At 72.6% G+C, this 25455-nt stretch carries 22 protein-coding genes and 1 riboswitch; of the genes, 5 read left to right on the plus strand and 17 right to left on the minus strand.

Features of this window, described 5'->3' with window-relative positions; genetic code table 11:
- Positions 1–40 precede the first annotated feature (40 nt).
- The 6 genes from FA582_RS10665 to FA582_RS10690 all read right to left on the minus strand — a co-directional run bounded on the left by FA582_RS10665 (position 41) and on the right by FA582_RS10690 (position 8347).
- Positions 41–1342 carry an ABC transporter permease gene (locus FA582_RS10665; RefSeq protein ID WP_010147859.1) on the minus strand — a complete coding sequence of 434 codons (1302 nt, stop codon included), beginning with the start codon at positions 1340–1342 and terminating at the stop codon, positions 41–43.
- A complete protein-coding gene (locus FA582_RS10670; protein ID WP_010147860.1) occupies positions 1339–2694 on the minus strand; it encodes an ABC transporter permease in 1356 nt (451 codons plus the stop codon). The genes FA582_RS10665 and FA582_RS10670 overlap by 4 nt, the downstream gene beginning before the upstream one ends.
- On the minus strand, positions 2691–4349 hold the full coding sequence (locus FA582_RS10675; RefSeq protein WP_010147861.1) for an ABC transporter ATP-binding protein: 1659 nt from the start codon (positions 4347–4349) through the stop codon (positions 2691–2693). The genes FA582_RS10670 and FA582_RS10675 overlap by 4 nt, the downstream gene beginning before the upstream one ends.
- A 163-nt stretch (positions 4350–4512) precedes the next feature.
- The gene (locus tag FA582_RS10680) at positions 4513–5694 is read right to left on the minus strand and encodes a BMP family lipoprotein (protein WP_010147862.1); all 1182 of its coding nucleotides are present in this window, start codon (positions 5692–5694) and stop codon (positions 4513–4515) included.
- A gap of 159 nt (positions 5695–5853) precedes the next feature.
- Positions 5854–7158: an amidohydrolase gene (locus FA582_RS10685; RefSeq protein WP_010147863.1), complete on the minus strand. Its 1305-nt coding sequence runs from the start codon at positions 7156–7158 to the stop codon at positions 5854–5856.
- 94 nt (positions 7159–7252) lie between these two features.
- Positions 7253–8347 (minus strand): quinone-dependent dihydroorotate dehydrogenase, encoded by a 1095-nt coding sequence (locus tag FA582_RS10690; protein ID WP_338093004.1) that lies wholly within the window; start codon positions 8345–8347, stop codon positions 7253–7255.
- A 24-nt stretch (positions 8348–8371) separates the two neighbouring features.
- Here FA582_RS10690 and FA582_RS10695 point away from each other — a divergent pair, with 24 nt between their 5' ends.
- From FA582_RS10695 to FA582_RS10705, 3 genes are read left to right on the plus strand one after another with little or no spacing between them, the layout of a single operon-like run.
- Positions 8372–9502 carry a mannose-1-phosphate guanylyltransferase gene (locus tag FA582_RS10695; RefSeq protein WP_010147867.1) on the plus strand — a complete coding sequence of 377 codons (1131 nt, stop codon included), beginning with the start codon at positions 8372–8374 and terminating at the stop codon, positions 9500–9502.
- Positions 9499–10794: a glycosyltransferase gene (locus FA582_RS10700; RefSeq protein WP_010147868.1), complete on the plus strand. Its 1296-nt coding sequence runs from the start codon at positions 9499–9501 to the stop codon at positions 10792–10794. The genes FA582_RS10695 and FA582_RS10700 overlap by 4 nt, the downstream gene beginning before the upstream one ends.
- Before the next feature lie 51 nt (positions 10795–10845).
- Positions 10846–11409 carry a 2'-5' RNA ligase family protein gene (locus FA582_RS10705; RefSeq protein WP_010147869.1) on the plus strand — a complete coding sequence of 188 codons (564 nt, stop codon included), beginning with the start codon at positions 10846–10848 and terminating at the stop codon, positions 11407–11409.
- A gap of 75 nt (positions 11410–11484) precedes the next feature.
- Here FA582_RS10705 and FA582_RS10710 read toward each other — a convergent pair whose 3' ends face one another.
- Positions 11485–11856: a LysM peptidoglycan-binding domain-containing protein gene (locus FA582_RS10710; RefSeq protein WP_010147871.1), complete on the minus strand. Its 372-nt coding sequence runs from the start codon at positions 11854–11856 to the stop codon at positions 11485–11487.
- 225 nt (positions 11857–12081) lie between these two features.
- Between FA582_RS10710 and FA582_RS10715 the strand changes: the two genes are divergently transcribed.
- On the plus strand, positions 12082–13068 hold the full coding sequence (locus FA582_RS10715) for a malate dehydrogenase (protein ID WP_010147872.1): 987 nt from the start codon (positions 12082–12084) through the stop codon (positions 13066–13068).
- Between the two features lie 238 nt (positions 13069–13306).
- On the opposite strand, the gene FA582_RS10720 is transcribed toward FA582_RS10715, so the two are convergent.
- Genes FA582_RS10720 through purH form a run of 5 tightly spaced genes read right to left on the minus strand, consistent with a single transcriptional unit; the run spans position 13307 to position 17668 of the window.
- On the minus strand, positions 13307–13609 hold the full coding sequence (locus tag FA582_RS10720; RefSeq protein ID WP_010147873.1) for a DUF3017 domain-containing protein: 303 nt from the start codon (positions 13607–13609) through the stop codon (positions 13307–13309).
- Positions 13606–14460, minus strand: coding sequence for a bifunctional methylenetetrahydrofolate dehydrogenase/methenyltetrahydrofolate cyclohydrolase (locus FA582_RS10725; RefSeq protein ID WP_010147874.1), 855 nt, complete (start codon positions 14458–14460; stop codon positions 13606–13608). Before FA582_RS10725 ends, FA582_RS10720 begins: the two co-directional genes overlap by 4 nt.
- A gap of 32 nt (positions 14461–14492) precedes the next feature.
- Complete coding sequence (locus FA582_RS10730; RefSeq protein WP_010147875.1) at positions 14493–15026, minus strand: glycine cleavage system transcriptional repressor; 534 nt, start codon at positions 15024–15026, stop codon at positions 14493–14495.
- 10 nt (positions 15027–15036) lie between these two features.
- Positions 15037–16059, minus strand: a complete 1023-nt coding sequence (locus FA582_RS10735) for a DMT family transporter (RefSeq protein ID WP_033229024.1) — start codon at positions 16057–16059, stop codon at positions 15037–15039.
- Complete coding sequence (gene purH / locus FA582_RS10740; protein WP_010147877.1) at positions 16049–17668, minus strand: bifunctional phosphoribosylaminoimidazolecarboxamide formyltransferase/IMP cyclohydrolase; 1620 nt, start codon at positions 17666–17668, stop codon at positions 16049–16051. The genes FA582_RS10735 and purH overlap by 11 nt, the downstream gene beginning before the upstream one ends.
- Positions 17669–17727: 59 nt before the next feature.
- Positions 17728–17804, minus strand: a riboswitch (ZMP/ZTP riboswitch).
- 44 nt (positions 17805–17848) lie between these two features.
- Between purH and FA582_RS10745 the strand changes: the two genes are divergently transcribed.
- Positions 17849–18460, plus strand: a complete 612-nt coding sequence (locus FA582_RS10745) for a class I SAM-dependent methyltransferase (protein WP_010147878.1) — start codon at positions 17849–17851, stop codon at positions 18458–18460.
- Here the strand turns inward: FA582_RS10745 and purN are convergent.
- The 5 genes from purN to pcrA all read right to left on the minus strand — a co-directional run bounded on the left by purN (position 18419) and on the right by pcrA (position 25405).
- Positions 18419–19012: a phosphoribosylglycinamide formyltransferase gene (gene purN, locus FA582_RS10750; protein WP_010147879.1), complete on the minus strand. Its 594-nt coding sequence runs from the start codon at positions 19010–19012 to the stop codon at positions 18419–18421. The genes FA582_RS10745 and purN overlap by 42 nt on opposite strands.
- A gap of 34 nt (positions 19013–19046) precedes the next feature.
- On the minus strand, positions 19047–20336 hold the full coding sequence (locus tag FA582_RS10755; RefSeq protein ID WP_141567634.1) for a cell division protein PerM: 1290 nt from the start codon (positions 20334–20336) through the stop codon (positions 19047–19049).
- A 105-nt stretch (positions 20337–20441) separates the two neighbouring features.
- The gene (gene sucD, locus FA582_RS10760) at positions 20442–21332 is read right to left on the minus strand and encodes a succinate--CoA ligase subunit alpha (RefSeq protein WP_010147882.1); all 891 of its coding nucleotides are present in this window, start codon (positions 21330–21332) and stop codon (positions 20442–20444) included.
- A 41-nt stretch (positions 21333–21373) separates the two neighbouring features.
- The gene (sucC, locus tag FA582_RS10765) at positions 21374–22555 is read right to left on the minus strand and encodes an ADP-forming succinate--CoA ligase subunit beta (protein ID WP_010147883.1); all 1182 of its coding nucleotides are present in this window, start codon (positions 22553–22555) and stop codon (positions 21374–21376) included.
- A 288-nt stretch (positions 22556–22843) separates the two neighbouring features.
- Positions 22844–25405 carry a DNA helicase PcrA gene (gene pcrA, locus FA582_RS10770; protein WP_010147884.1) on the minus strand — a complete coding sequence of 854 codons (2562 nt, stop codon included), beginning with the start codon at positions 25403–25405 and terminating at the stop codon, positions 22844–22846.
- Positions 25406–25455 lie beyond the last annotated feature (50 nt).

Here is a 25455-nt window from a genome sequence, read left to right on the forward strand (position 1 = left end):
CGGGTGAGCGCGGGTGGGATCGGAAGCGGCGGTTCGGGGCTCAGCCCTTGGTGTAGGGCATGCCCTCGGCGGCCGGCGGGCGGACCCGACCGACGAAGCCGGCGACGGCCAGGATGGTGATGACGTAGGGCAGCATGAGCAGCAGCTCGGAGGGGACACCGCTGCCGATGCTGGACAGGACGTTGCCGAGGTTCTTGGAGAACCCGAAGAGCAGGGCCGCGAGGACGGCACCCCACGGGTTCCACTTGCCCAGGATCATCGCGGCCAGCGCGATGTAGCCCTGTCCTGCGGACATCTCGCGACCGAAGGCCAGCCCCGAACCGACGGTGAAGAAGGCACCACCGAGCCCGGCGATGGCACCGCCGAGGATGGTGTTCCAGACCCGGCGCACGTTGACCTTGATGCCGACCGTGTCGGCCGCCTTGGGGTGCTCACCGACCGCGCGCGTCCGGAGCCCCCAGCGGCTGCGGAAGAGCATGAACTGCAGACCGAAGACGAGGGCGTACATGAGGTAGACGAGGATCGTCTGGTTGAAGAGCACCGGGCCGATGACGGGGATGTCGGCCAGCCCCGGGATCCGGATCCGGGGCAACGGCATGCGGCTGTTCCACAGCGCCTTGTTGTCCGACAGCACGGTGGAGAAGAGGAAGCCGGTCAGGCCGATGATGAGGGTGTTGAGGACGACGCCGACGATGATCTGGTTGACCCGGAAGGACACCGAGAACCACGCCAGCGCGGCCCCGACGAGGGCACCGGCCACGGGTGCCGCGACGAGCCCGACATAGGCCGAGCCGGCTGCCGAGGCGACCACCGCACCCATGAAGGCCCCGAAGAGCAGCTGCCCCTCGATGGCGATGTTGATGATGCCCGAGCGCTCGCAGATGACGCCGGACATCGCGCCGAAGACGAGCGGCACCGACAGGGCCAGGGCCCCGGCGAGCAGCGACACCATGGGGATGACGGTGCTGCGCCCCGCCCCCACGAACGTGAGGAAGGCCAGGACGAAGGCGACGCCCACGGCGACGTGCGACCAGGCCGGCATCGGTCGGCGCTCGCGCCACCGCCAGAAGGAGTAGCCGGTGGCGGCCACCATGACGAGGAGCAGCACGACGAGGAAGCCGAGCGCGGGCACCGGGATGTTGGGGATCTGCACCAGGTCGCTGCTCGTGCCGAACTGGAAGGTGGTCCGCGCGTCGGCCGGGGTGTCGAGCACCCACGCGAGCAGCGTGACCAGGGCCGCCAGGGCGTAGACGATCGTCGCCTTGAGGCTCACCTTGGGCCGGGTGCGGTGCACGCCGGTGTCGTCGGACGGGGTGGCCTGGGGCTGGGTGGCGGTGCTCATGCCGTCGCCTCCTGGGGGCTGGTGCCGGGGTTGGCCTTGCGCCGACGCCGTCGGTCAGGATCGGGCAGCCGGAAGACGGTCCGGATCAACGGGGGCGCGGCGATGAAGAGGACGATGAGCGACTGCACCACGAGCACGATGTCGATGGGGGTCGAGGTGAGCGACTGCATGAGGAAGCCACCGGCCTTGAGTGCGCCGAAGAGGATCCCGGCGAAGAAGGTCCCCCACGGCCGGGAGCGACCCAGCAGCGCCACGGTGATGGCGTCGAAGCCGAAGGAGGCGGCGACACCGGCGGTGAGCGAGCGCTCGGTGCCCAGCACCTGGCCGGTCGCCGCGAGCCCCGCGAGGGCACCGGCGACGACCATGGTGATGATGGTGATCCGTCCCACCGACATCCCGGCCGTGCGCGCCGCCGCCGGGTTGGCGCCGACCGCGCGGATCTGGAAGCCGACCGTCGAGCGCTCCATGAGCCACCACACGAAGACCGTGGCGAGGATCGCGACGACGAAGCCCCAGTGCAGGCGGAAGCCGTTGTCCGGCCACAGCCACTGCGGCACGAGGAGGGGGTAGGTCGCGTCTGCGCTCACCGCGGGGCTGCGCTGACCGGTGCGGCCGGGGTTGAAGCTCGGCTGCTTGAGGATGTAGCTGATGAGGTAGACCGCGATGTAGTTGAGCATGATCGTGACGATCACCTCGTTGGCGCCGAAGCGGGCCTTGAGCACACCGGGGATGCCACCCCAGACCGCACCACCGATCGCTCCGCCGAGGATGGCGACGAGGAGGTGGATGACGGGCGGCAGGTCGAAGGCGAAGCCCAGCCACGCGGCGACGATGGCGCCGACGATGATCTGGCCCTGGGCGCCGATGTTGAACAGCCCGGCCCGGAAGCCGACCGCGATGCCGAGGCCTGCGAGGATCAACGGGATCGCGAAGACCATGGACTCGGTGAACGGCTTGATCATGCCGGCGAGGGTCGCGGCCTGCCAGTCGAAGACCGACCCGCGGAACATCGCGAGGTAGGCCTCCGCCATGGTGTTCCACCCCGCCGCGATGGTGTCGAACGGGCGGGCGAAGAAGTAGGTCGCCGCCTCACGGGTGTCCTCGTTGGCGAAGGCGATGAGCAGACCGCCGATGAAGAGCGCCAGCACCACCGCGAGCACCGACATCAGGGCGCTGCCGCCGAGGATCTGCTGCAGCACGCCGGGGCGCTCCCGCTCGCGCAGCGTCGGGCCGTGGCCCGTCGCCGACCCGTCGTCCGAGCCGTCTGTGCTCGTGCCGGTCTCCCCCGGCGGTGTGGCGGCGACCGACTGCTCCTCACCGGCGTCGGGGCGGCTCTGATCGTCGTCGCTCACGAGGGCTCCTCGGTGGTCGCAGGGGCGGAGGTATGCCGGTCGGCGGGGGGTCGCTGCTGGTCATCAGGTATGCCGTCGCCGTCGAGGTCGGCAGCGCCGAGCACCGACTGGTGCCGCGCGGCCTGCTCCTGGGCGTCCTCGAGCGGGATGCCGGCCATCATGAGGCCCAGCACGTCTCGGTTGACGGCGGTGCCGTCCTCCGCGACGGCGTCGACGATGCCGACGATCCGCCCGCGGTACATCACCGCGATCCGGTCGGCGAGGCCGAGCACCTCGTCCAGCTCGGTCGAGACGATGATGACCGGGGTCCCCCGGTCACGCTCGGCCACGACCCGCTTGTGCACGAACTCGATGGAGCCGACATCCAGCCCGCGGGTCGGCTGGGAGGCGACGAGCAGGCGCAACGGGCGCGACATCTCGCGGGCCAGCACGACCTTCTGGGCGTTGCCGCCGGAGAGGGTGGAGATCGGGTCGTGCACCGAGGTGTAGCGGACGTCGAACTCCTCGGTCCGCTGCTCGGCGTTGGCCTCGACCTTCGCGGGGCTCATGGAGACGCCCCGGGCGAACGGCTCGGTGTCGTAGAGGTCGAGCACGAGGTTCTCGGCGATGGAGAAGCTGGACACCACGCCGTCGGCGGAGCGGTCCTCCGGGACGAAGCCGATGCCGGACCGGAGCCGCTCCTTGACACCCTGGCCGAGGATGTCCTGGCCGTCGAGGCGGATGGCCCCGGCGTCGGCGTCCTCGATGCCGAGGATGACCTCGGCGAGCTCGGTCTGCCCGTTGCCCTGGACACCGGCGACGCAGAGGATCTCCCCGGCCCGGACGTCGAAGGAGATGTCGTCGACGAGGACGGTGCCGTTGGGAGCGACGACGGACAGGCCGTCGACCTCGAAGGTCGCCTCCCCGGGGCGCGCCGCCTGCTTGTCGACGGTGAGGCTCACCGAGCGACCCACCATGAGCGAGGCCAGCTCGGTCTCGGTCGACGTCGGACTCGCCTCCCCGACCACCGCTCCGCGACGGATGACGGTGATGCGGTCGGCGATGGCGCGGACCTCGCGCAGCTTGTGGGTGATGAAGACGATGGAGGTGCCCGACTCCTTGAGCTCGCGCATGATGCGGATGAGCTCGTCGGTCTCCTGGGGGGTGAGCACCGCGGTCGGCTCGTCGAGGATGAGCACCTTCGCGTCGCGCGAGAGCGCCTTGATGATCTCGACCCGCTGCTGCACCCCGACGGGGAGGTCCTCGATGCGCGCGTCCGGGTCGACCTGGAAGCCGAAGCGGTCGGAGATCTCGCGCACCCGGCGGCGGGCCTCCTCCAGCTTGAGCACGCCACCGACACCCGTGGGCTCGTATCCCAGCGCGACGGACTCGGCGACGGTGAAGACGGGCACGAGCATGAAGTGCTGGTGCACCATGCCGATCCCGGAGGCCACCGCGTCGCCCGGGCCCTTGAAGGTCGCCGGGGCGCCGTCGAGCAGGATCTGGCCGTCATCGGGGTCGTAGAGGCCGTAGAGGACGTTCATCAGGGTGGACTTGCCGGCGCCGTTCTCGCCGAGGAGGGCGTGGATCTCCCCGGGTTCGACGACGAGGTCGATGTGGTCGTTGGCGACCAGCGATCCGAAGACCTTGGTGATGCCCTGCAGCTCGAGCTTCATCGCAGAACCTGCTTCATACAAACCTCACGGGTGGTGCGGGCGGACGCGGGTGATCAGGGACGTCCGGGTGGAACGGGAGGGACAGCGTAGCGGCCCGGCCCGCTGGGGGCCGGGCCGCTACCGGGCTGACCTGTCGGTCGTGGCCGACCGACAGGTCAGCGCCTCACTGCTGCGGGCTGTTGGGCGACTCGACGGTGATGTCGCCCGAGACGATCATCTCCTCGAGCATCGTGACCGCCTCGGCCAGCGAGACCTCTTCGCCGTCGGGGCCGGTGACCATCTTGCCCTCGACCTCGCCGGCGTAGTCGTGGTACTCGGCCAGGCCGACACCGTCGTTCTCCAGCGTGCCGACGTAGGGCTCGTTGGTGAAGCCGCCCTCGACCGTCTCGGTGATGGTCTGCTCGACCGCGGCACCGATCTCCTTCATGACCGAGGTGAGCATGATGTCGGAGTACTCGGACGCGGTGAGGTAACCGTCGGAGTCGACCCAGACGATCCGGACACCGTCGGACTCGGAGGCGGCGGCGGCCGCTCCCAGACCGACCGGGCCGGCGACCGGCATGATGATGTCGGCGCCCTGGGAGATGAACTGCTCGGTCAGGGTCTGGCCCTGGCTCTGGTTCTCGAAGTCACCGGAGAAGGCACCCTCCTGGGCCTCCTTGTCCCAGCCGAGGAGCTCGACGTCGGTGCCGTTGTCCTCGTTGAACTTGTCGACGCCGTCGGCGAAGCCGTCCATGAAGACCGAGACCGAGGGGATCTGCAGGCCGCCGAAGGTGGCGACGGTGCCCGACTCGGTCATGCCGGCCGCGAGGTAGCCGGCGAGGTAGCTCGCCTCCGCGGTGTTGAAGAGGATCGGCTTGGCGTTGTCCAGCTCGACCGGAGCGAAGTCGGCGTCGCTGAACGCGGAGTCGATGAGGGCGAAGTTGGTGTCGGTGTTCTCCTCGGCCGCCGCCTGGATGGCGTCCTCGAGCAGGAAGCCGACGCCGATGGTGATCGAGCAGCCCTGGGAGACGAGGTTGGAGACGTTGGTGGCGTAGTCGGTGTCCGCCTGGGACTCGACCTCGACCGGCTCGACACCGAGGGCCTCGGCTGCGGCGTCGAGTCCCTCCTTGCCGGACTGGTTGAACGACTGGTCGTCGAAACCGCCGGAGTCGGAGACCATGCAGGCCTTGAAGTCGGCGGCAGCGGAGGTGTCGCCGCCGGCCGCTTCGCCGTCCTCACTGCTCTCGGCGTTGTCGCCGCTGCCGGCGCTCGACTCGTTGTCGGCGGGGGGCGCCTCGCCGCACGCGGCAAGAACGAGGGTGGCCGCCGCACCGGCGGTCGCAATCTTCAGGACCCGACGCACGGGAAACTCCTTTGTCCTGTGGGTATGACGCGATGATGGTAACCCTGGTGACTCACGGGTAGCCTCGCTCGCCGCTGGCGTCGGGCAAGACGTGACACAGTCGTGACCTTGCTGGTCACACGCGTCACACGCGTCTCAGGCCTGCGAGCCTTGAGAACCTCAGGGGTGCGTCTCGCCCAACGCGGTGAAGACCGCGCCCGCGAGGAGCTTGGCGCCCACGAGCACCGATCGCTCGTCGACGACGAGGTCGCCCTGGTGCAGCTCGTAGGTCGGGCCACCCGGCGTGCGGGTGCCCAGCCTGGCCATCGCGCCGGGCACCTCCTGGAGGTACCACCCGAGGTCCTCGCCGCCCATGGACTGCTTGGTCGGCTGCACAGCACCCGCCCCGAGCAGCATCATCCCGGCCTTGGAGAGGGCCACGACCGAGGCGTTCTCGTTGTCGACCGGAGGGACGCCCTTGGTGTAGTCGACCGTGGCGGTCACGCCGTAGGGCGCCACCACGGCCTGTACCGTCTCGGTGAAGATCGGCTCGACGACGTCCCACAGCTCGGCGTCGAGCATCCGCAGCGTCCCCAGCGCCTCCCCGCGCGCGGGGATGACGTTGGCCGCGGCACCGGCCCGCACGACGCCCCACACGAGGATCGCGGCGGCGCGCGGATCGAGACGACGGGTCAGCGCGGCCGGCACCTCGGTGACGACCTTGGCGAGGGCATACGTGATGTCCTGGGTGAGGTGTGGGCGAGAGGTGTGCCCGCCGCGACCGGTGATGACGACGCGCACCTCGTCGGAGGCCGCGGTGATCGGGCCGACGCGCAGCCCGATGCGGCCGACGTCGACCGAGGGGTCGCAGTGGACGGCCAGCATCCGGTCGACCCCCTCGAGCCCGCCCTGCTCCATGACCTTGAGCGCCCCGCCGGGGTGGGTCTCCTCGGCCGGCTGGAAGACGAGCCGTACCGCGGCCTCGCGGGCGTGCAGCTCGTCGGCCAGGTCGTGCAGGGCCAACCCGGCGCCGAGCAGCCCGACGGTGTGCACGTCGTGGCCGCAGGCGTGGCAGACGCCCTGCGTGCGGGACGCGTAGGGCAGCCCCGTGACCTCCTCGATCGGCAGCGCGTCGAGGTCCGCGCGGAGCGCGATGCGGGTCTTTGGCTCCGGGTGGCCGATGTCGACCAGGGCGCCGGTGCCCGGCAGCGTCCGCACCTGCGCGCCGGCCTGGGACAGCACCCCGGCCACCAGCTCGGTGGTGCGGTGCTCGGTCCAGCAGACCTCGGGGTTCTGATGCACGTCACGCCGCCAGGCCAGCAGCTCCTCGGAGCGGGTGTCGATGACCGCCTCGATCCGACGCATCACCTCGGCGAGCGGGCGGGGCGCGGCCCCTCCCTCGTCCCGCTGGCGGGGTCCGGTCGGTCCCTCGGCACCCCGGTCGGGTGCGGCGGTCTCGCGGTCGGTGCGGGCGTGGGTCGTCAACGGCTCTCTCCGGACGGGGCGGGGTCACCCCTCAGGATACGCGGAGCCCCCCGACCAGCCCCTGCACCCCACCGAGCGCCGCAGATGGTCGCCCTCACCCCCACCGAGCGCCGCTCGTGGCGGCGACGGCGTCGGCGACGAGGCCCGGTCCGGCATACACGAGGCCGGTATAGAGCTGCACCAGGTCGGCGCCGGCGTCCACCAGAGCGGCGGCGTCGGCTCCGGTCATGACCCCGCCCACCCCGATGATCGGCAGGTCGGTGAGCCGGCGCACCTGGCCGACGACCTCGCGCGCCCGCAGCGTCAGCGGCGCCCCCGAGAGCCCGCCGCCCTCGGCCTGCGCCACGGCCCGGTCGCGGGGGTCCACCCCGTCCCGCGACAGCGTCGTGTTGGTGGCGATGACCCCGCGGACCCCGGCGTCCACCGCGACACCCACCGCCTGCTCCAGCGCCGGCGCGGTGAGATCCGGCGCGACCTTGACGAGCACCGGCACGTCCGCGGCGCCCACCACCGCGGTGAGCAGCTCGGCGAGCGGACCGGCGTCCTGGAGCGAGCGCAGGCCCGGGGTGTTCGGGGAGGAGACATTGACCGCGAGGTAGTCGGCGAGCCCCTCGAGCGCGCGCACCGACGCGAGGTAGTCCTCCGTCGCCTCCTCCACCGGGGTGACCTTGCTCTTGCCGATGCTCACCCCGACCGGCAGGCGCACCCGCCCCGCGGCACGGTCCGCCCGCAGCCGGGTCGCCAAGGCCTCGACCCCCTCGTTGTTGAAGCCCATCCGGTTGATCACCGCACCGCTGGAGGTCAGCCGCACCAGCCGCGGCCGGGGGTTGCCCGGCTGCGGCCGCGCCGTCACGGTGCCGAGCTCGACGTGGCCGAAGCCGAGCGCCCCCCACCCCGGCACACCCCGCCCGTCCTTGTCCATGCCCGCCGCGAGGCCGATCCGGTGGGCGAAGCGCAGCCCCAGCAGCTCGACCGGCTCACCGCGCGGCACGGCCGCTCCCCCTGCGGCGAGGAGTCCCCGGGTGAGCGCCGACCGGCCCATGAGGTCGACGGCGGTGACGGTGCCGTGGTGCGCCCGCTCGGCATCCAGGCGCCAGGCCGCGGGCCGCACCAGCCGACGGTAGGCCGTGGTGGACACCGTGCCGAGCACCCGACGCGGCACGGCTGCTGAGGTCGGGGGCATCGACATGGTGGCAACCCTAGACTGGCGGACGTGAGCACCTCGACCCGCGCGACCGACGCCGACGACGCGCACGACGCGCTGGCCGACCTCACCGCCGTCGTCCCGGCCGGGGGCCTCGGGACCCGGCTGTGGCCGTTGTCCCGCAGCGCCTCCCCGAAGTTCCTGCAGGACCTCACCGGTTCCGGCCGCACGCTGCTGCGCTCGACGATCGACCGGCTCACCCCCCTCGTCGGCGACCGGGTCCTCGTCGTCACCGGCCGGCGACACGCCGACGCCGTCCGCGAGCAGCTCCCCGAGCTCGCCGAGGACCACCTCCTGCTCGAGCCGTCGGCCCGCGACTCCATGCCCGCCATCGGCTGGGCGGCCGCGGTGCTCGAGCGCCGCGACCCCGACGCCATCCTCGGCTCGTTCGCCGCCGACCACATCATCGACGACGAGACCGCCTTCGCCGAGTGCGTCCGCCAGGCGGTGGTCGCGGCCCGCGCCGGGGGCCTGGTCACCCTCGGGATCCGGCCGACCTACCCCGCCACCGGCTTCGGCTACGTCGAGGTCGGCGAGCGCCGGCACCATACGGCCGCACCGGAGGTCCGTCGGGTGACCTCCTTCGTCGAGAAGCCGGAGCGCGACGTCGCCGAGGGCTACCTCGAAGGGGGTCGGCACCTGTGGAACGCCGGGATCTTCGTCGTCCGGGCCGGGGTGCTGCTGGACCTGCTCGCCCACGAGCACCCCGAGATGGTGGGCACGCTGCGCGACCTGGCCGCCGACCCCGGGGATCTCGAGCAGGTATGGGGTTCGCTCCCGGCGATCTCCATCGACCGGGCCGTCGCCGAGCCGGCCGCGCGCGCCCGCCACGTGGAGGTCGTCCCCGCGGAGCTGGGGTGGGACGACGTCGGCGACTTCGCCTCGTTGGCAACCTTGCTGGACGAGCACCCCGAGCACGCCGGGCTGCGGGTGCTCGGCCGGACGCACGACGTCGTCTCCCACGACTCGACCGGGATCGTGGCCGCGCGGGGAGGACGGACCGTGGTCACCCTCGGGCTGGAGGACATCGTCGTCGTGGACACCCCGGACGCGTTGCTCGTCACCACCCGCGAGCGCTGCCAGGACGTCCGGGACATCGTCGCGACGCTGCGCGAGGCCGGGCGGGAGGACCTCACGTGAGCGCCCCCGAGCCCTCGACGGGCACGCCCCGACGCGGTCTGCGCGACGGCATCGGGCACCCGTTGGTCACCCGTCGGACACCCGACACACCCGAGGAGTCCGCCGACGGCATACCTGAGGCGCCCAGGCTGGACCACGTGCGCGTCGCCATCGTCACCGAGTCCTTCCTCCCTGCGCTCAACGGCGTGACCACGAGCGTTTGCAAGGTGCTGGAGTGCCTGCGCGACCAGGGACACGACGCCCTGGTCATCGCGCCGGGCACCAGCCCGTGGAGCCCGGTGATGACGCCGGAGCGCTACGCCGGCTTCCCCGTGCACACCGTCACCAGTCTGCCGGTCCGCAAGTTCCGGGTCGGGCTGCCGTCCTACGAGCTGGAGACGGTCCTGCACCGCTTCGCCCCCGACGTCGTCCACGTCGCCTCCCCCTTCGTGCTCGGCGTGCGCGGGCTCGTCGCCGCACGCGCCCTCGGTCTGCCCTCGGTCGCGATCTACCAGACCGACATGCCGTCCTACATCCGTCAGCACGCCGGGCCCGCCGGAGACCTCACGGCGCGCGCCGCGTGGCGGTGGATCCGGCGGATCCACGAGCAGGCCGACCTCACCCTCGCCCCCTCCACGTCCGCGCTGGCCGACCTCGCCGCCCACGACGTGCCACGGATCGCGCTGTGGGGGCGTGGCGTCGACGCCGACCTCTTCCACCCCGACCGTCGTGAGGACCCCGGCACGGCCTTGCTGCGCAGCCGGCTCGCGCCGCGCGGGGAGACGATCCTGGGGTATGTCGGCCGGCTGGCGCCCGAGAAGGAGCTGCACCGGCTGACCGAGCTCGCCTCCCTCCCGGGCACCCGCCTCGTCCTCGTCGGCGAGGGCCCGGGCCGGGAGATCCTGCAGGCGCAGCTGCCCGAGGCCGTCTTCCTCGGGCGGCGCGAGGGCGCCGACCTCGCGGAGGCCTATGCCGCCTTCGACGTCTTCGTCCACACCGGCACCCGCGAGACCTTCGGCCAGACCCTGCAGGAGGCCTCGGCCGCCGGGCTCCCCGTCGTCGCGCCGGCGCGCGGCGGGCCCGTCGACCTCATCGAGCCGGGCGTCACCGGCTCCCTCTTCGACCCCGACGCGCGAGGCGCGCTGCGGGATGCCGTGGTCCCCCTGGTCGGATCGGGCGCCGCGGAGCTGCGTGAGCAGATGGGGCGGGCCGGGCGTGCCCGGGTGGAGGAACGCTCGTGGCCGGCCCTCGTGGACCAGCTCGTCGACTACTACGCCCAGGCCGTCCACGGGGCAGCGCGCTCGGTGGCCTGAGTCGGCTGCGGTGCCGGTCAGGCCGGGGTCGACCGCGAGTAGGGTGAGCCGATGACCACCTCCTCCCCGTCGGACCCGTCCGTCGACTCGGCCGTGGTCGGGGTGGCCATCCCCATCCCCGACCCGTGGGGGGCCCACCTCCAGAAGCTGCGGATCGGCTACGGCGAGGAGCGCGCCGCCGCGATCCCCACGCACATCACGCTGCTGCCGCCGACGCCGGTGGAGCCTGACGTCGTGGACGCCCTCGCCGAGCACCTGGCCCAGGTGGGCACAAAGCACGGCCCCTTCGAGATCCTGCTGCGCGGCACGGGGACCTTCCGCCCGGTGTCCGACGTCGTCTTCGTCCAGGTGGCCAAGGGGGTGGCCATGTGTGAGCGCCTCGAGCAGGCGGTGCGCTCCGGGCCGGTGCGGCGCCAGCTCGACTTCCCCTACCACCCGCACGTCACTCTGGCCCACGACGTGCCGGTCGCCGCGCTGGAGCGCGCCTTCAAGGACCTCGCGGCCTTCAGCTGCTCCTTCGTGGCCGACGTGGTGCGGCTCTACGTCCACGAGGGCGACGGGGTATGGCGGACGCGGGCCGACCAGGTGCTGGCCGGCGCCCGAGCCCACGCCTGATCCTCCGCCCGCAGCTCACGGGCCCCCGTTGCCCGGCCTCGGTCACCGATGGCCGGTGGGGCGCGCGAGCGACGGTCAGTTGCGGGGCAGCTTGAAGACCTGACCGGCGAAGATGAGGTCGGGGTCCTCGATGCCGTTGAGCTCCACCATCTGCTGCAGGTCGACACCGCGTCGCTGCGCGATCTCCGACAGGGTGTCGCCCGGCTGGACGGTGACGGTGTCGTACCGCATACCGGAGACCGCAGCCTCCTCGGGCCCCTCGCCCCGGTCGGCTGCACCCGGGCCGGCGTCGTGCGACGCGGCCGGCTCGGCGGGCACCTGGCGAGCGTCTCGCGTGTCGTGGGCACGGTCCGTCGCGGCCGGGCCGGTCTGCGTCGTCGCGCCCTGGACGGCGTCCCCGCCGCGTGCGCCGCGCACGACGTCCTTGATCCGGTCGATGAGTCCCATGGCTGCTCTCCGTTTCCTGCGGGCCGGTCGGGGCCAGCACCCCGCAGGCGGCGGCCCGCCTCGCCCGCGCACGCTAGCCCACGCCGTGGACCCCGGCCACTCGGGCGCGGTGGTCGTGTCACAGGGTGCTAGCGTCGCTCGCATCAGCCGTCCGACGGCGAGGCCCTGCACGCCATCACGAGCAGGGCGCCTGCCCACCTGCACCCCGAAGGAAGGTCCCCTCTCGTGAACTCCCCCGTCAAGGTCGCCGTCACCGGCGCGGCCGGTCAGATCGGCTACAGCCTGCTCTTCCGCATCGCTTCCGGTGACCTGCTCGGCAAGGACACCCCGGTCGAGCTCCGCCTGCTCGAGATCACGCCCGCCCTGGGTGCGCTGGAGGGCGTGGTCATGGAGCTCGACGACTGCGCCTTCCCGCTGCTGTCGAAGGTCGAGATCGGCGACGACCCCGACGTCGTCTTCGACGGCGTCAACGTCGCGCTGCTCGTCGGAGCGCGCCCGCGCACCAAGGGGATGGAGCGGGGCGACCTGCTGGAGGCCAACGGCGCCATCTTCACCGCCCAGGGCAAGGCGCTCAACGACCACGCCGCCGACGACATCCGGATCACCGTCACCGGCAACCCGGCCAACACCAACGCCCTCATCGCCATGAGCAACGCCCCCGACATCCCCACCGAGCGTTTCTCCGCTCTCACCCGGCTGGACCACAACCGCGCGATCGCGCAGCTCGCCGCCAAGGTCGGCGCCCCCGTCACCGACGTGTCCCATATGACGATCTGGGGCAACCACAGCGCGACGCAGTACCCCGACCTCTTCCACGCCCAGGTCGGCGGCCGCAACGCCGCCGAGGCGGTGGGCGACCAGCAGTGGATCGAGGACACCTTCATCCCGACCGTCGCCAAGCGCGGCGCCGCGATCATCGAGGCGCGCGGCTCCTCGTCCGCGGCGTCCGCGGCGTCCGCGACGATCGACCACGCCCGTGACTGGCTGCGTGGCTCGCCCGAGGGTGACTGGGTGTCGATGGCCGTGCGCTCCGACGGCTCCTACGGCGTCGAGGAGGGCATCATGAGCTCCTTCCCGGTCACCACCCGCGACGGCTCCTACGAGATCGTCCAGGGCCTGGAGATCGACGACTTCTCCCGCACCAAGATCGACGCCTCGGTCGCCGAGCTCGTCGAGGAGCGCGAGGCCGTCACGAAGCTCGGGCTCATCTAGTCCGCAGCCGACCTACCTGCGGGAGCCGATCGCGCTCCAGCGCCCCCGATCCTCCCCGTGCGACGTCGTTCGCCGGGGAGGATCGGTGCATCTGCACGCCTCCTCCCCGCATACCGCCTCCCCGGCGTGGAGGATCGGTGCACCCGCAGGTATCCTCTCCGCATACCGCCCCCCTGGCGTGGAGGATCGGTGCACCTGCACGCCTCCTCCCCAGGCCCCTGAGCAGGGACGGAGAGGCTCAGCCCAGGCGCAGGGTCGCCGCGACGGTGACCGTGGCCCCGGCGAGCAGGAGCAGGGTGATGACGTCACCGACCCGGCTGCGCACCGCGAGCCCGCCGGCGCGGCCCGTGGGCAGGACGGCGCGCAGCAGGGCCAGCACAGCCAGGGTGGCCCCGAGCGCGTAGCCGTAGGCGCGCAGGTTGGAGGACGTCAGGAGCACGCCGGCCACCACGAGCCCCACGACCCCGACCCACCAGACCCCGAGCGGCTGGGTGGACCCGCCGCTCTCCCGGCGGTTCGACTCCCCCGGGGTCCGGCTCATCCTGCGGCGTGGGCGGTCCGCTCGGCGGCCTCCACGACGTTGCTCAGCAACATCGCCCGTGTCATCGGCCCGACCCCGCCCGGGTTGGGGGTCAGCCACCCCGCGACCTCGGCGACGTCCGGGTGCACGTCGCCGGCGATCTTGCCCTCCCGCCGGGCCACCCCGACGTCGAGCACGGCCGCGCCGGGCTTGACCATGTCGGGGGTGATCATGTCGGGCACCCCGGCCGCCGAGACGATGATGTCCGCCGACCGGGTATGCGCCGCGAGGTCCCGGGTGCCGGTGTGGCAGAGGGTGACGGTGGCGTTCTCGCTGCGGCGGGTGAGGATGAGACCCAGGGGTCGGCCCACCGTGAGCCCGCGCCCCACGACGACGACCTCGGCCCCGGCGATCGGCACGTCGTAGCGCCGGAGAAGCTCGACGCACCCGACCGGTGTGCACGGCAGCGGGGCCGGCTCGTTCATCACGAGGGCACCGAGGTTGGTGGGGTGCAGGCCGTCGACGTCCTTGGCGGGGTCCACCCGCGAGAGGATCGCGAACTCGTCCAGCCCGGTCGGCTGCTGCACGAGGAAGGCGGTGACGGCCGGGTCGGCGTTGAGCTCGTCGACGACCGCGAGCACCTCCTCCAGGGTCGACCCGGCAGGCAGCTCGCGGCGGATCGAGGTGACGCCGATCGTCGCGCAGTCCTTGTGCTTGGCCCCGACATACCACCGGCTCGCGGGGTCGTCCCCGACGAGGACGGTCGCCAGCCCCGGCACCACCCCCCGCGCCGCCAAGGCCTCGACCCTGGTGCGCAGCTCGTCCTGGATGGTCGCGTGAACGGCCTTGCCGTCGAGGATGGTCGCGCTCATGCCAGGAGTCTAGGACCCTGGGTCCGCGGTGCTCACTCCCAGTCGGGCAGGTCGTCGCTGTCGAAGCTCAGGTCGACGAGCAGCTCGGCCGCCAGCTCCTCCAGGGCCGCCCGCAGTGCGGAGAGGTCGGTCGACGCGGGCGCCCGCAGCCGCACCTTCGCGGCGAAGAGGTCCCCGCCGGCCTGGGGCGCCGGCACGACCTTGGTCTGGAGGTCCTCCACGGAGACCTGCTGAGCCGCCAGGACCGCGCTGATCTCCTTGACGATGCCGGGCCGGTCGTTGCCGATGAGATCCAGGTGCAACAGCTCGCCCGACGCCTCCGGCGCCTCGGCCCCGACGAGGTGCACGCTCGTCTCGAGCACGCCGCCGAGTCCGTCGAGCGCCCCGGCCAGGCTCTCCGCCCGGCCGTCCGGGACGTCGACGGTGACGATGCCGGCGAACTTCCCGGCCAGCTCGGCGAGCTGGCTGCGCTCCCAGCTCCCGCCGTGCTCGGCCACGACGTCGGCCAGCGCGCTGACGAGTCCGGGTCGGTCGTCGCCGATGACGGTGATCACGAGGGTGGCCATGGCTCTGAGACTACCGGTGGGTGGCGGCGGTCGGGGTCGACGCGCGCCGCCCACGGGCCAGGGCCGCCCAGACCGAGCCCACGAGCGCGAGCATCACGCCGAGGAGCAGCTGGCCCCCGAGGGCCTGCCGCGCGGCGGGGTCGAGCAGGTCGAGCAGCACCCCGACCACCAGCTGGGTGGTGACCGTGACGAGCGCGAAGACGAGCACCGGCAGGTGCTGCACCGCGAAGGCGGCGAGCGCGATGAAGACGATGCCCATCACCCCGCCGGTCCAGGCCCACCACGGCACCCCCGTCGACAGGGCCTGCGGAGCCGGCCCGCCCGCGAGGGAGGAGACGAGACCGATGAGCAGCAAGGTCAGGGTGCCGGTGAGGAAGTTGACCCACGCGGTCGCCACCGGGGCGCGGCTCACCGTCGTCACCACGCCGTTGAGCGCCTGCTGGACCGAGGTCAGGGCTCCGGCCGCACAGACCAGGGCCAGGGCGAGGAGCAGCCCCGCACCGGCGGCAGCCCCGTCCCCACCCGGCCGGGCCGAGGCGGCCACCGCCACCCCGACCACGGTCAGCCCCGCCGCGAGGACCCTCGTGGTCCGCAACGGCTGCGCGGGAGCCGGCCCCAGTCCGACCCGGTCGACGACCAGCGCGCTCACCGACTGCCCTCCGATGACCGCGACGAGGAAGGCGGTGACCCCGACCAGGGGGACGGCATACGTCTGGCTCGCGACGAGCAGCGCTCCCCCGACACCACCCACGACCTGCCACGGCCGGAGCCGCCCCGCGCGCAGCGCCACCCACACCGCCGCCGTGCGCCGCCGCAGCGGGGTGATCGCGAGCAGCAGCGTGAGCACCACGAGGCCGCTGCCGAAGGACATCGTCGCCGCCGGGAGGGCACCGAGCTGCTCGGAGAGCGCTCCGTTGACCCTCGACTGCACCGGCAGCACAGCGCCGCAGACCGCGGCGGCGAGGAGCGGGAGCACCGCCGACGGCACGGGAACGGTCGCCGGTCGGGCCTCCTCGGCGGTCTCAGTGGGCAAAGTGCCTCGTGCCCGTGAAGTACATCGTCACCCCGGCCTGCTGCGCCGCGGCGACGACCTCCTCGTCGCGGATCGACCCTCCCGGGGCGACGACCGCGCGCACCCCGGCGTCGAGCAGCACCTGCAGCCCGTCGGCGAACGGGAAGAAGGCGTCGGACGCCGCGACCGAGCCCGCTGCACGCTCGCCTGCCCGGGACACCGCCAGGTGGCAGGAGTCCACCCGGTTGACCTGACCCATACCGACCCCGACGGACGCCCCGTCGTGGGCGAGCAGGATCGCGTTGGACTTGGTGGCCCGCACCGCGTGCCAGGCGAACTGCAGGTCGGCCAGGGTCGCCTCGTCGGCCGCCTCACCGGCCACCAGGCGCCACCGCCCGGCGTCGTCCCCACCTCCCTCGACCTCGGCATCCACCGCATCGACCGCCTGGACGAGCAGACCGCCGGAGATCGGTCGGGTCTCCAGGCCACCGGGCGTCGGCGAGGCGACCTTGAGCAGGCGCAGGTTCTTCTTCGCCGAGAGGACCTCGAGGGCACCCGGCTCGAAGTCCGGCGCCACGACGACCTCGGTGAAGACCTCGGCCACCTGACGCGCCATCACCTCGCTCACGGGCTGGTTGGTCGCGATGATGCCACCGAAGGCCGACACCGGGTCGCAGGCGTGCGCCTTGGCGTGGGCGTCGGCGATGTCGCTGCCCACGGCGATGCCGCAGGGGTTGGCGTGCTTGATGATCGCGACGGTCGGCAGGTCGCCGTGGTCGTGCGCCGCCCGCCGCGCGGCGTCGGCGTCGACGAAGTTGTTGAACGACATCTCCTTGCCGCCCAGCTGCTCCGCCTGCACCAGCCCGGCACCGGTGCCGTCGGTGTAGAGCGCGGCGCGCTGGTGCGGGTTCTCGCCGTAGCGCAGCACGGTGGCCTGGTCCCACGTCGCGCCCACCCAGGTCGGGAAGCCGTTGTCCTCGCCCGGGTCGGCCACGGTGTCGGCCGGCGCCTGCCCCAGCATCCACGAGGCGACCGCGACGTCGTAGGTCGCCGTGTGCACGAAGGCGTCGGCCGCGAGCCGCTGCCGCTGGCCGAGGGTGAACCCGCCCGCCGCCACCGCGTCCAGCACCTGCGAGTATGCCGTGGGGCTGGTGACGACGGCGACGCTGCGGTGGTTCTTGGCCGAGGCGCGGACCATCGAGGGCCCACCGATGTCGATCTGCTCGACGCAGGCCTCCGGGTCGGCCCTCGAGGCCACCGTGTCGGTGAACGGGTAGAGGTTGCACACCACGAGGTCGAAGCCCTCGACACCGAGGTCCTCGAGCTGGCGCACGTGCTCGGGGTTGGTGGTGTCGGCGAGCAGCCCGGCATGCACCCGGGGGTGGAGGGTCTTGACGCGGCCGTCGAGGCACTCGGGGAAGCCGGTGAGCTCCTCGACCCGGGTGACCGGCAGGCCCAGGCCCTCGATCCTCGCCGCCGACCCTCCGGTCGAGACCAGCGCGACGCCGTGGTCGTGCAGGCCGGTCACCAGCTCGTCGAGGCCAGCCTTGTCGTAGACCGAGACCAGCGCCCGGCGCACCGGGCGCCGCTCGTCGGTGGTGGTGGGGGTGGTGTCGCTCGTCGTGCTCACGTGCGGATCGCTCCTCAGGGTGCGTGCCCACGGCCGGTGCCGACCGTCGGGCGGACGAATGCGGGCACCCAGGCGGGCGATACCCACGCGTGCACTCCCCGGTGGTGTCCCACCCGCGCCAGTCGTGTGCGCCCAGTCTAGCGGGGGCGAGGCAGGGGTCCGACCGGTAGGTTCGGTGACGTGGACTCGCGGCACGCCCGGCACTGGGACCGCCTCGCCGACCGGTATGACGAGCTGTCGGCCGGGGTGGAACGACGCTTCCTCGCGGCGAGCCGGCCGTGGGTGGCGGGGCGCGCGAGCGGCCGGGTGCTCGAGGTGGGGGTCGGGACCGGGGCCAACCTGCCCCACTACCCCGCAGGCGTGGACCTGACCCTTCTGGAGCGCAGCGCACCCATGCTGGAGCAGACCCGTCGGCGGGCTGCCGACCTCGGCCTGCGACCCTCGCTGGTGCACGGTGACGCCGGGGCCATGGACCTGTCGGACGACTCCTTCGACACGGTGCTCTCGACCTTCACCCTGTGCTGCGTCCCTGATCTCGCGGCCGCCCTGCGGGAGATGGCCCGGGTGCTGCGCCCGGGCGGCTCGCTGCTGCTGGCCGACCACGTCGCCTCGGACCGCTGGTGGGTGCGTGGTCCTCAGGCCGTGGTCGACGTGGTGAGCGTGCCGCTCGCCGGGGAGCACCTCGGTCGCCGCCCCAGCACGCACCTGGCTGGTGTGGGTCTCACCGTGCTGGAGTCCGAGCGGACGACGCTAGGCCTCATCGAGCGGGTGCACGCGCGCCAGCCCGGGTAGGGCCGCCACGAGCATCTCCCGCTCGACGACCTTGATCCGCTCGTGCAGGCTCTCCTGGGTGTCCCCCGGGAGCACATTCACGGCGCGCTGGGCCAGGATCGGCCCGGTGTCGACGCCGGCGTCCACCTCGTGCAGCGTGCACCCGGTGACCCGCACGCCGTGCGCGAGGGCGTCGCGGACGGCATGGGCGCCAGGAAAGGCGGGCAGGAGGGCGGGGTGGGTGTTGACCACGCGGTGCGACCCCAGGACGGCGGGGCCGAGGATCTTCATGAACCCCGCGCTGAGCACGAGATCGGGGTCGTGCGCGTCGATCCGGGCGGCCAGCGCGGCGTCCCAGGCGCTGCGGTCCGGGTGGGCCGAGACCGGCTCGACGAAGGTCGGTATGCCGCGGCGCCGGGCCCGCTCCAGCCCCTCGATCCCCTCCCGGTCGGCGCCCACGGCGACGACGTCGACGGCATACCCGGGATCGGTGCAGGCCTGCAGCACCGCCTCGAGGAGCGTGCCCGACCCGGATACGAGGGCCAGCACGCGGGCAGCTCGGGGCTCGGTCACGCGCGTCAGCCTACGGCGCAGCCGCCGGGCCGCCTCAGAGCCGTCGCCGGCTGAGGTGCAGCGCGGTCACGACGAGCACCCCACCCGCGGCCAGCTCCAGCAGGAGCGTCCCCGCGACCCGCCACGGCTCGACGCCGACCGTGCCGAGCAGCCCGGGGGTGAGCCCGCCCGTGGCGAGCCACGACAGGACGAGGACGACGAGGGCGACGGCGAGGCAGGACGCCAGCATGATCTGCGCCTTGGTCCACCAAGACGCCAGCCGGGAGGCCGAGCCGACGGCGCGGTAGCCCAGCCACCCCCCGGCGACGAGCGGCACCAGGGCCAGGGCCCACATCCCCGGAGGCATGGCGCCCGGCTCGGGCAGGGCACCCAGGACCGGCAGCACCGGCAGGTCGCCGGCCGTCGTCTCCTGCCAGCCCACGTGGACGGTCCCTACCGTGACCCCGGAGCCGGTCATCCACCCCAGCGCCCACACCATGAGGTTGGGCAGGGCCAGCAGCTGGCCCACGGTGAGCAGCCCGGTGCCGACCACCCCGGCGTCGAGGGAGCCGTAGAGCGTCATGATCCGCTCCCCGCGGAGCAGCAGCAGGCCGAGCACGAGGAGGAAGGCCACCGCCACCAGCCCGACGAGGACCTCGAGCACCGGCGGCAGCGCGCGGCGCACGAGGACGGGGGTGCGGGCCTCGAGGAAGGCCAGACCGGCCCCCACGGTGGGGTGCTCCTCGCGCTGGTGCTCCCCCCACCAGACGAGGCCGAGCGCGACGAGCGGCACGAGGACCGCACCGGGCACGAGGGTCGCCAGCCGCACCGGCGCGAGCCCGAAGCTCGCGGTGTGCGCCACGAGCAGACCGGTCACGAGATAGCCGAGCACGAAGGCGGTGCCGTCCGAGCCCCCGAGCGCGCTCCACGCGGTCCGCCAGCCCCCGATCCGCGGCACCCGGGCGGTGACCTGGTGGCGGCTGAGGACCACCTGGCGCGCGGCATACCAGCACACGGCGAGGAAGAGGGCGGTGAGCAGCAGCGGGGCGAGCACGAGGTCGGCGGCCGGCGTGCTCACGCTGGCCCGGTGGGCGAGCGCCCAGACGTCGACGCCGACCCCTACGGTCTGCCAGAAGGTCGCGGTGCTGCGCTCCTCGACGATCCAGGCCAGCGCGGTCGGCAGCACCACGACCAGCAGGCCCAGCAGGACGCACACGACGCCGGCGAGGCCGGCCCCGAGCAGCTCCCCGAGCCGTCGGATGGTCAGGACGGGCCCCCGCCCGGGCACGCCCTCGCGTGCCGCCTCGGGTGACCCTCTGCCGCTGGTCCGCTCCACCACAGTCATCCCCACCATGGTCGGGGACGCGCGGCGATGAGGTCGGGAGGCGCGCCGACCCGGCCGCCTCGCAGCTGGAGGACGACCGGGTCGGGTGGTGCGGGTGGAGTCGGGTCAGCCGAGTCCGGCGATGATCTCCCGCATGAGCTCGGCGGTCTCCGACGGCGTCTTGCCGACCTTGACCCCGGCGGCCTCGAGGGCCTCCTTCTTGGCCTGCGCGGTGCCGGAGGAACCGGAGACGATGGCGCCGGCGTGGCCCATCGTCTTGCCCTCCGGTGCCGTGAAGCCGGCGACGTAGCCGACGACCGGCTTGGTGACGTTGTCCTTGATGAAGGCCGCGGCCCGCTCCTCGGCGTCGCCACCGATCTCGCCGATCATGACGATGGCGTCGGTGTCCGGGTCGTCCTGGAAGGCCTGCAGGCAGTCGATGTGGGTGGTGCCGATGATCGGGTCGCCGCCGATGCCGACCGCGGTGGAGAAGCCGATCTCGCGCAGCTCGTACATCATCTGGTAGGTCAGCGTGCCCGACTTGGACACCAGACCGATGCGGCCCGGCCCGGTGATGTCGGCGGGGATGATGCCGGCGTTGGACTGCTCGGGGCTGATGAGGCCGGGGCAGTTGGGGCCGATGATGCGGGTCGTGCCGGTCTTCTGCGCGTAGGCGAAGAACTCGGCGGTGTCCTGCACGGGGACGCCCTCGGTGATGACGACGGCCAGCGGCATGCCCGCGTCGACCGCCTCGACGACGGCGGCCTTGGTGAAGGCCGGCGGGACGAACAGCACCGACACGTCGGCGCCGGTGGCCTCCATCGCCTCGGCGACGGAGCCGAAGACCGGCACCTGCACGCCGTCCTCGAAGTCGACGGTGGTGCCCGCCTTGCGCGGGTTGACGCCGCCGACGATCTTCGTGCCGGAGCGCAGCATCCGCTGGGTGTGCTTCATCCCCTCGGAGCCGGTCATGCCCTGCACGATGACCGTGGAGTCGTGGTTGAGAAAGATCGCCATAGTGGTCTCTTCGTTCCTTCGGTATGTCGTGTCGTCAGGGGTCAGTTCGCGGCCAGCTCGGCGGCCCTGCGGGCGGCGCCGTCCATGGTCTCCTCGATGGTCACCAGCGGGTGGGCGGCGTCGGCGAGGATCTGCCGGCCCTCCACCACGTTGTTGCCGTCGAGACGGACGACGAGCGGCTTGGTGGCCTCGTCGCCGAGGATCTCCAGCGCCTTGACAATGCCCTTGGCGACCTCGTCGCAGGCGGTGATGCCGCCGAAGACGTTGACGAAGACCGACTTCACCTGCTCGTCGCCCAGGATGACGTCCAGGCCGTTGGACATCACCTCGGCGGAGGCACCGCCGCCGATGTCGAGGAAGTTGGCGGGCTTGGCCACCCCTGCGGTGTGGTCCTCACCGGCATAGGCCACCACGTCGAGGGTCGACATGACCAGGCCCGCGCCGTTGCCGATGATGCCGACGTTGCCGTCCAGCTTGACGTAGTTGAGGCCCATTCCCTTGGCCTTGGCCTCCAGGGGGTCCGCGGCGTCCTTGTCGGCCAGCGCCGCGTGGTCCTCGTGCCGGAAGTCGGCGTTGTCGTCGAGGGTGACCTTGCCGTCGAGGGCCAGCACCTGGCCGTCCTCGGTCTTGACCATCGGGTTGACCTCGACGAGCGTGGCGTCCTCGCCCTTGTAGACGTCCCACAGGCGGACGAGTGCGGGCGCGATCGCGTCGACGTCGCCGCCCTCGAAGCCGGCCTGCTCGAGGATCTCCCGGGCCTTGGCGTCGTCGATGCCGGTGCCCGCGTCGACCGCGACCCGGGCCAGTGCCTCGGGGCGCTCCTCGGCGAGGGTCTCGATGTCCATACCGCCCTCCTTGCTGCACATCGCGAGCAGCGAGCGGTTGGTGCGGTCCAGCAGCAGTGAGAAGTAGTACTCCTCGGCGATCTTGGCTCCCTGGGCGATCATCACCGCGCCCACGGTGTGGCCCTTGATGTCCATGCCGAGGATCTGCCCGGCGGCGTCCACGGCCTCCTGCGGGCTCTTGGCTAGCTTGACTCCCCCGGCCTTGCCGCGACCACCGACCTTGACCTGCGCCTTGACGACGACGACCCCGCCGCTGTCGGCGCCGACGCGCTCGGCCGTCGGGCCGGCGTCGGCGGCCTCGGTCACGACCTCCGCGGCCAGCACGGGGACCCCGTGCTTCTCGAAGAGGTCTCGTGCCTGGTACTCGAACAGATCCACAGTTGCGGTTCCCGTCTGTCGAAGGTGGCCGGAGGTGCTCCGGTATGCCGGTGGTCGCCGCACGACCTCGCAGCAGCTGCGCCGTCGACGGCCCCTGGGTCGCAGACTATCGCAGCCCGCTCCGCCCGCTCCGCCGCCCACCTGGCGCCCGGATCGGAACCTGAGCAAGCTGAGCCGGCACGATGCACCATGGCCATGGTGTCCCGTGCGGACTCGGCTTGCCCAGGTTGCCCAGCAGCGGACTCGGCGTGCTCAGGTTGGCCGGCGACATCGGCTGCCGCCTGGCGCTCAGAGCCGGACGAGGGGCGCGACCCGGAGCAGGAGCCGCTTGAGGCCGGCCTCGCCGAAGTCGACGTGGGCCATCGTGTGCTTGCCGGTGCCCTCCACGAGGACGACGGTGCCCATCCCGAAGGTGTCGTGGCTGACCTTGTCGCCGGCCGCCAGCCCGGCCAGCTCGGCCTCCTGCTCAGGGGTGCGGTCGCGCTTGGGGGCGCTGCCCTTGGGGTCCAGGCGCACCGCCGCGGGCCGACCGCCGCCCCAGCCGCGACCTCCACCGGCCTCGCCGTCGCGAGATCCGGCATACCCGCCGGACCAGCTCAGCCCCATACCCTCGGCCGCGGAGCGGCGTCCGGTCATGCTCATCCGGTCGGCGTCGGTGCGCTCCCACGTCACCAGGTCCTCGGGGATCTCGTCGAGGAAGCGGGAGGCCGGGAACCACTGCGGGGCGCCGAAGGCCGCCCGGCTCCCGGCCCGCGAGAGGTGCAGCTGCTCGCGGGCCCGGGTGATCCCGACGTAGGCGAGGCGGCGCTCCTCCTCGAGCTCGGCCGGGTCATCGAGGCTGCGCTGGTGCGGGAAGGTGCCGTCCTCGAGTCCGGTGAGGAAGACGACGGGGAACTCCAACCCCTTGGCGGTATGCAGCGTCATGAGGGTTACGACCCCCTGGTCGGGGGCGTCGGACCCGTCGGCGGCACCCTCGGGGATCTGGTCGGCGTCGGCGACGAGCGAGACCTGCTCGAGGAAGTCGACGAGCCCGCCCTCGGGGTAGTTGTCGTCGAACTCCCGGGCGACGGTGACCAGCTCGGTGAGGTTCTCGACCCGGGTCTCGTCCTGCGGGTCGTGGCTGGCACGCAGCTCGGCGAGGTAGCCCGTCCGGTCGAGGATGGCCTCGATGAGGTCGCCGATGCCGGTGTCGTCGGCCGCGGCGAGGTCGCCCAGCTCCTCGAGCAGCGTGGTGAAGCCGGTGATGGCGGCGACCGACCGCGAGGCGATGCCGGGGGCGTCCCCCGACCGGCCGAGGGCCGCCACGAAGGGGATCCGCTCGCGCTCGGCGAGCGAGGTCACGGCCGCGACGGCGCGGTCGCCGATGCCCCGCTTGGGGGTGTTGAGGATGCGGCGCAGGTTGACGTCGTCGGCCGGGTTGGCGATGACCCGGAGGTAGGCCAGGGCGTCCTTGATCTCCCGGCGCTCGTAGAAGCGGGTGCCGCCGACGACCTTGTAGGGCAGCCCGGTGCGGACGAGCACCTCCTCCAGGGCGCGGGACTGCGCGTTGGTGCGGTAGAACACCGCGACGTCACCGGGCCGGACCCCGCGCTCGTCGGCGAGCTCGTCGATCCGGCGGGCGACGAAGGAGGCCTCGTCGTGCTCGCTGTCGGCGACGTAGCCGATGATCCTCTGCCCCTGGCCCGCATCGGTCCACAGCCGCTTGTCCCGCCGCTGCGGGTTGCGGGCGATGACGGCGTTGGCCGCCGACAGGATCGTCGCGGTGGAGCGGTAGTTCTGCTCGAGCAGGATGGTCCGCGCCTGCGGGTAGTCCTCCTCGAACTCGACGATGTTGCGGATCGTGGCCCCGCGGAAGGCGTAGATGGACTGGTCGGCGTCGCCGACGACGCACAATTCGGCCGGTGGCAGCGCCCGCGTGCCGCCGTCGACGATGTCGCCCTCGTATCCCACGAGCTCACGCACCAGGGCGTACTGCGCGTGGTTGGTGTCCTGGTACTCGTCCACCATGACGTGCCGGAACCGGCGCCGGTAGTGCTCGCGCACCGCCGGGAAGGCGCGGAGCAGGTGCACCGTGGTGGAGATGATGTCGTCGAAGTCGAGGGCGTTGGCAGCCCGCAGACGCCGTTGGTACATCGTGTAGGCCTCGGAGACCTTGGCCTCGTAGCTGTTGCTGCCGACGGTCGCCGCGAAGGCCTCCTCGTCGATGAGCTCGTTCTTGGCCGAGGAGACCTTGGCGAGGAAGGCGCGCGCCGGGTAGCGCTTGGGGTCCAGGTCGAGGTCGCGGATGACCAGCCCCATGAGCCGCTGGCTGTCGGCGGCGTCGTAGATGGAGAAGGAGCTCTTCAGCCCCGCGGTCTGCGCCTCCCGGCGCAGGATCCGCACGCAGGCGGAGTGGAAGGTCGAGACCCACATGGCCTTGGCCCGGGGGCCGACCAGCGCCTCGACCCGCTCGCGCATCTCGGCGGCGGCCTTGTTGGTGAAGGTGATCGCGAGGATCTGCCCGGGGTGCACGTGGCGCTCGGCCAGGAGGTAGGCGATCCGGTGGGTGAGCACCCGCGTCTTACCCGACCCCGCGCCCGCCACGATGAGCAGCGGGCTGCCCTCGTGGCGCACGGCCTGCGCCTGCGGCTCGTTGAGGCCGGCGAGCAGCTCCGCCCCGGAGGGCCCGGAGTGCTCCCGCCGCGCCGCCCGACCCGCCGGTGGCGCGTCACCGGAGACCGCCCAGGCGGGCACCCCGCGGTCGTCGACGGACCCGCCGCCGGGACGGGCGTCCGCATGCCCGCTGGCTGCGTCGGCGCTCATCGAGGGCACGGGTTCGTCGAAGGGAAGGTGGTCGAACAAGCCGCTCATCGAGGCCCATCCTAGGCAGCAGGACCGACGTGCCCACCCAGGTCGTCCAC

It is taken from the genome of Serinicoccus profundi (genome assembly GCF_008001015.1).
GTDB classification, from domain to species: domain Bacteria; phylum Actinomycetota; class Actinomycetes; order Actinomycetales; family Dermatophilaceae; genus Ornithinicoccus; species Ornithinicoccus profundi.